This is a genomic window from Deltaproteobacteria bacterium, from assembly GCA_020845775.1.
Taxonomy (GTDB): Bacteria; Bdellovibrionota_C; UBA2361; order SZUA-149; family JADLFC01; genus JADLFC01.
This window is the reverse complement of the sequence record JADLFC010000052.1, coordinates 1-5,319: the sequence shown is the minus strand read 5'-3', so window position 1 is coordinate 5,319 and position 5,319 is coordinate 1. Positions and strand designations below refer to the sequence as shown.

Here is a 5,319-nt window from a genome sequence, read left to right as displayed (position 1 = left end):
GCGGCGCGGCAAAATGTGAACCAGAACTCATGAAATGAAGAGCGAACAAATATTTAGTGTCCTCAATCTCCAGTTCTAGATGCCTTACACTTATCCCAAAATCGTTAGGCAGGGGGCGAGCAGTTACCTCCCAAGAAAAAAAAGGTTTCTCCTTGAAAATCATAATGAATCAAGCTAGCATGTTATAAAAGAGTTTTGTATGCGTTTAATTATTACGTGAATGCTATGTCAGCTTTGTGTGCTATCGGAATCTTAGTAGTGCTATTTGCCATAGTGAGCCTCCTAACTGGACGGACATACACACCTAAAACATTTGGGTGGACTTATCGCGACAATGTTCCTGGGATGTTTTATGCTAGCATAGCCTTCTGGTTTTTTATTGGCGCATTTCTCCTAATAGTTAATTTTTCCCATAATTTAAATTCATTGCGTGATATTTTATATGCAATTTACAGCCCCGTTGGCATGACTATATTTGCCATAGCGTCTGCGGGAGTACTTGCCTGGAAAGGAACCGTGGCGTTAATGCTAGGAACAGTTTCATATTACTGGCTAGGAAGACGCCAAGAAGTAAGTCGGTCAGATAATGCAACCTTTTTTTACCTTGGGGTTTTCTTCTGTTATGTTGGCGCCTTTATGCTTTTTGCGACTGGAATATATGTAGCACAGCTAACTCCAGAGGAGCTAAGAAGCAGCTCTTTTAGCAAGCATATGGCCGATGCACTAGTATCCCCATGAACCCTTCGAATGAGAATTGAGCTATATGGCTGAATTGAACAACCCGATCGTTATGTCGCCATGCTTGTCTTTCTTCCCTCGCCATAGGCCGGATCGAGGACTTGTTCTTCCACCTGAGAAATGCGCGAAGCCCACTCGTGAGAAGAAAGAATAAGGCTTGCTAGTTCAGCTTGCGCCTGTGAAAAATAGTTATTAGTGGCGCTAGCTATACTTAGAAAATCTTTTTCATAATCCACGCTCTTAATTTCGTTCGCTTTTAATTTATCCGCCGTAAGCTGATAGGCATCGCGGAAAGCCTTGCCATTAGAGACGTGTCTATAAGCTTCATAAGTAGCATACAGATCCGCATACATTGCCTTCTTTAACACCTCGCGATTAAACGTTAGCTTCGCTAAAACTCTTGCGCCAATAGCTACAATTTGCGCCGTATCGTTTAGGGCGCGAAATACGGGCTCTTTAGTGTATTGAAAATCTCTGTGGTAATTTGAGGGAAGTTTGGCAATTATATTTTCTAATTCCACGTTTGCACCACGAACCCGAGAAGCCCGTGCCCGCATGAGTTCTAAAACATCGGGGTTGTGCTTTTGGGGCATAATAGACGAACCCGTAGTCATTTCTGGGGCCAAGGTAAAAAAACCAAACTCTCGACTAGAGTAAAGAATGATATCCCAAGCAAGTTTTTCAAAATAAAAACAAATCTCTGTGCACCAATTTAAGACTTTAGCTTCATATCTTCCGCGAGTGTTTTGCACATCGATAACGCTTCGCTGCACACGAGAAAAGCTAAGAGTCTTTGCAACAAACTCGCGATCTAAAGGAATGGGCACGCCAAAACCCGCGGCCGACCCCAGCGGATTAGTGTCTAAGCAATCTAATACATTGAGGCCATCGCGCATGAGACAAATATTGGCCTCTAAAAACGCATGCAGCCACATGTCTACACTTGAAGGCATAGCTGGTTGCATATGCGTATAGCCTGGCATGCAAATCTCGCCAGATTCGGCAAAGCGCTCTACTACCACATTCCCCCACTCGCCTAGGCTCTCTAAAATGCTAGCTACTTGTGCGCGCAAGTATAAGCGCATGGCTAAAATCACTTGGTCGTTTCGCGAGCGGCCAGTATGAATTTTCTTTCCTACAACGCCTAAAACTTCTACTAACCGCGCTTCAATGGCGGTGTGCACATCTTCAAGTTCAAATGGGATTTCAAAGGCCCCGCTCTGTCCCAGCTTAAATATTTCTTTAAGCTGGGCGAGCAGCGCAACTAGTTCTTCGGACGTCAAAAAGCCAATCTTTTTTAGCATGCGTGCATGCGCCGCCGAGCCTACGGCGTCATGGCATACCAGGTTTTTATCGACAACTGGATCGCTTCCTACGGTAAAGGCGTGAATTAGGGAGTCAACCGCCTCGCCGGTCTTCTCCCACAATCGCTTTGCAGCCATATTAAAAACCCGGAGATGTGAATTAATTTAGGATATTCTTAAAGCAACCCCTAAGCCTTATGGAATTAACTCTAATAAAGCCCTCAGCATCCTTTTGGTCGTAAGAACCCTCTACATCCATGCTTGAGAGCTCCTGATTGTAAAGCGAATTTTCCGATTCGCGCCCTACGATGTTGGCATTGCCCTTATATAATTCCACATACACAATGCCATTAACCGCACCCTGACACTTATCAAAAATAGAGCGCAAAAATTCCGCCTCAGGTGAGAACCAAAATCCATTGTATATAAGTTGGGCATATTTTAGGGACAATTCCTCTTTAATGCGAAATACTTCGCGATCTAAGGTAATCGACTCTAAATCTTGGTGCGCTTTAAACAGGATAGTGCCTCCGGGGGTTTCATAGACGCCTCGCGACTTAATTCCCACGAATCTATTTTCCACCATATCTACGCGCCCAACACCGTTCTTACCTCCCACCTCATTTAAATAACAAAACAGTTCAAGTGCATCTTCTTTAGTAGTGCCGTCGTCAAGATTCACCACCTTGGTGGGGATTCCCGCGGTAAAGTGAACCGCTAGGTTTGTTGGCGCATTCGGCGCATCTTTGGGATCGGCCGTCATGCGAAACATTCCCTGCGGCGGCCTAGCTTTTGGATCCTCGAGAACACCTGCCTCATAGCTAATGTGCATGAGGTTTGCATCCATGCTGTAAGGAGCAGATTTAGTAGCCTCAACGGGAATACCGTGTTGTTCGGCATATTTAATTAAGTCACTGCGGCCTTCAAACTGGCTCAAGAAGGCATCGGTCTTCCAGGGAGCGATTACTCTGATGCCTGGGTGAAGTGCATAATAGCCCAATTCAAAGCGCACCTGATCGTTACCTTTTCCCGTAGCACCATGAGAAACAAATTCAGCTTTCTCTTGGCGCGCGACTCTTACCTGCCCCTTGGCAATTACCGGTCTGGCGATAGAGGTGCCTAGCAAATAACGCCCTTCGTAGAGAGCTGAGCCCTTTAGGGCCGCAAAAATGAAATCCTTTACGAATTCTTTTTTAAGATCGTCGACATAAACCTTAGCAGCACCTATGCGCTCGGCTTTCTTGCGCGCCGCTTCAAAATCCTCTTGTTGGCCGACATCGGCAATATAAGCAATAACCTCATAATCGCGCTCGATTAGCCACTTTAGAATTACCGAGGTATCTAGACCTCCACTATAAGCTAAGACAACTTTTTCCATCTGACACACCCTTAATCATACAGAAGTTTAACGCTCTGCTAGAGCACCTACCCAAATTGATGCAATTGCGCTAAGGAAATCCTTGCAAGAAACTCTCTCAATTTCGCAATAGCGCCATAAGTAGGGATCTTAATTCCTTATGGTTATATATGGTAACTTTAAAATAAAAGCAAAATGCTAAACATTCACATTTTAAGCTTGTTTCCCGAGTTGTTTGATAACTTTACTCGCCTAACGCTAGTGGGAAAATCTATCAAAGAAGGCCTGCTTGACATTCAAACGGTGCACCTACGAGACTTCGCCATTAACGCCCAAGGGCAGGTCGACGACACTCCATATGGCGGTGGATCGGGAATGATATTGCGAATGGAGCCCGCCGTTGCAGCCATAGAGAAGATTCAAAATACTCATCCAAACTCGAAGGTAATTCTCCCAACACCTCGAGGAGCAGTTTTTAACCAAGAAATGGCTCGCGCACTGGCCGAGGATTACCAAAAAAACGGCGTTGGGTATATTTTTCTTTGCTCGAGATACGAGGGAGTGGATGAGCGCATCGCTGAAAACTACGCCGATTTAGAAGTTAGCCTAGGAGATTTCGTGCTCATGGGCGGAGAAGCAGCCGCCATGTGCATGCTAGAGGCCATACTGCGGCTAATTCCGGGAGCCATTGGGAACCCCGATTCGCTTAAAAGCGAATCCTTTGAAAATCACCTCCTGGAACATCCTCAATATACCAAGCCGCGAGAATTTCGTTCCAGCATAGTTCCCGACATTCTACTTTCTGGGAACCACGAACAAATAAGGAAATGGCGCCACCAAAAAGCCATTGAAGACACTGTTGAACGAAGGCCAGAACTCATCGATGGGATCGAAAAGATAACTTGCGACCTCAGCATAGCCCTCATTCACTACCCCGTGCTCGACAAAAACGGCCAAGTAGTTACCTCTTCTATAACTAACATCGACGTCCACGACATTGCTCGCACCGCCAGGACTTTTGACCTAAAAAACTTTTATATCGTCCACCCCGTTAAAACTCTTAGGCTATTGGCAGCGCGAATTTGCGAGCACTGGGAATCTGGCTATGGCGCGACCTACAACCCCAACAGGCGTGAAGCTTTATCAGTAGTAAAATTGGTATGCGACTTTGACGATGTTCTCCTCGATATCGAGTCCAAAACCGGAGCTCTGCCCAAAGTAGTCAGCACCTCCGCAAAACCTGGTGAGAAAATTACAAGTTTTGCTAGCATGCGAGCAATCTTACGCACTACCGAGGAAACTCACCTAATCATTCTCGGCACAGGATGGGGATTAACTGACGAGATGCATTCGCGCGCCCACTACCAACTCGAACCGATTGCGGGATACAGCGACTACAACCACCTCTCGGTGCGTGCCGCTGCGTCCATCATAGTCGATCGGCTCCTTCGCCCTTTAGACTAATAATGCGTCAAAAAACCACAGCAGGGAAGTCTAGGAAAAAAGACTTATAATGTCCCCACTAGACGTTTACTAAACATCGCTATCGTCAACCTCTATAGCATCTGCAACACCTTCTTCTGCCCGCTTGCGATCAAATTCAGAGCGAACGGCATCGATTATTTTTAATTTTCCCACTTTCATCAATCTAAATATGCGAGAAATCTGCTCTGACTCATCATCGTCAATCTTTCCATCCTTGTGAATCAGATGCATGAGCATATCGTGTTCAGCATTTGTCATCACACCATCCTCGACAATGCGATCCACAAACTCCTTTATGTCAATATTACTAGGTATCCCACTCATATGTTGCTCTCATTTCAAAGAAACTAAAATTCATTTCCTAATGTTATAACGAGAACCCCCAATCCTGTGCCATATCACCAACGCTAAAATGCACCTTAGGCGCCCTTCGCG

The 5,319-nt window shown here is 45.5% G+C and carries 5 protein-coding genes; 2 read left to right on the top strand and 3 right to left on the bottom strand.

Features of this window, described 5'->3' with window-relative positions:
- Positions 1 to 225: 225 nt before the first annotated feature.
- The gene (locus IT291_03695; protein ID MCC6220328.1) at positions 226 to 738 is read left to right on the top strand and encodes a hypothetical protein; all 513 of its coding nucleotides are present in this window, start codon (positions 226 to 228) and stop codon (positions 736 to 738) included.
- Between the two features lie 50 nt (positions 739 to 788).
- Here the strand turns inward: IT291_03695 and argH are convergent, their stop codons facing one another.
- Positions 789 to 2,180 (bottom strand): argininosuccinate lyase, encoded by a 1,392-nt coding sequence (gene argH / locus IT291_03690; GenBank protein MCC6220327.1) that lies wholly within the window; start codon positions 2,178 to 2,180, stop codon positions 789 to 791.
- Positions 2,181 to 2,202: 22 nt separating this feature from the next.
- The gene (locus IT291_03685) at positions 2,203 to 3,420 is read right to left on the bottom strand and encodes an argininosuccinate synthase (protein ID MCC6220326.1); all 1,218 of its coding nucleotides are present in this window, start codon (positions 3,418 to 3,420) and stop codon (positions 2,203 to 2,205) included.
- A 174-nt stretch (positions 3,421 to 3,594) separates the two neighbouring features.
- Between IT291_03685 and trmD the strand changes: the two genes are divergently transcribed.
- On the top strand, positions 3,595 to 4,863 hold the full coding sequence (gene trmD / locus IT291_03680) for a tRNA (guanosine(37)-N1)-methyltransferase TrmD (protein MCC6220325.1): 1,269 nt from the start codon (positions 3,595 to 3,597) through the stop codon (positions 4,861 to 4,863).
- Between the two features lie 69 nt (positions 4,864 to 4,932).
- On the opposite strand, the gene IT291_03675 is transcribed toward trmD, so the two are convergent.
- On the bottom strand, positions 4,933 to 5,208 hold the full coding sequence (locus IT291_03675) for a TerB family tellurite resistance protein (protein MCC6220324.1): 276 nt from the start codon (positions 5,206 to 5,208) through the stop codon (positions 4,933 to 4,935).
- Positions 5,209 to 5,319: the final 111 nt, after the last annotated feature.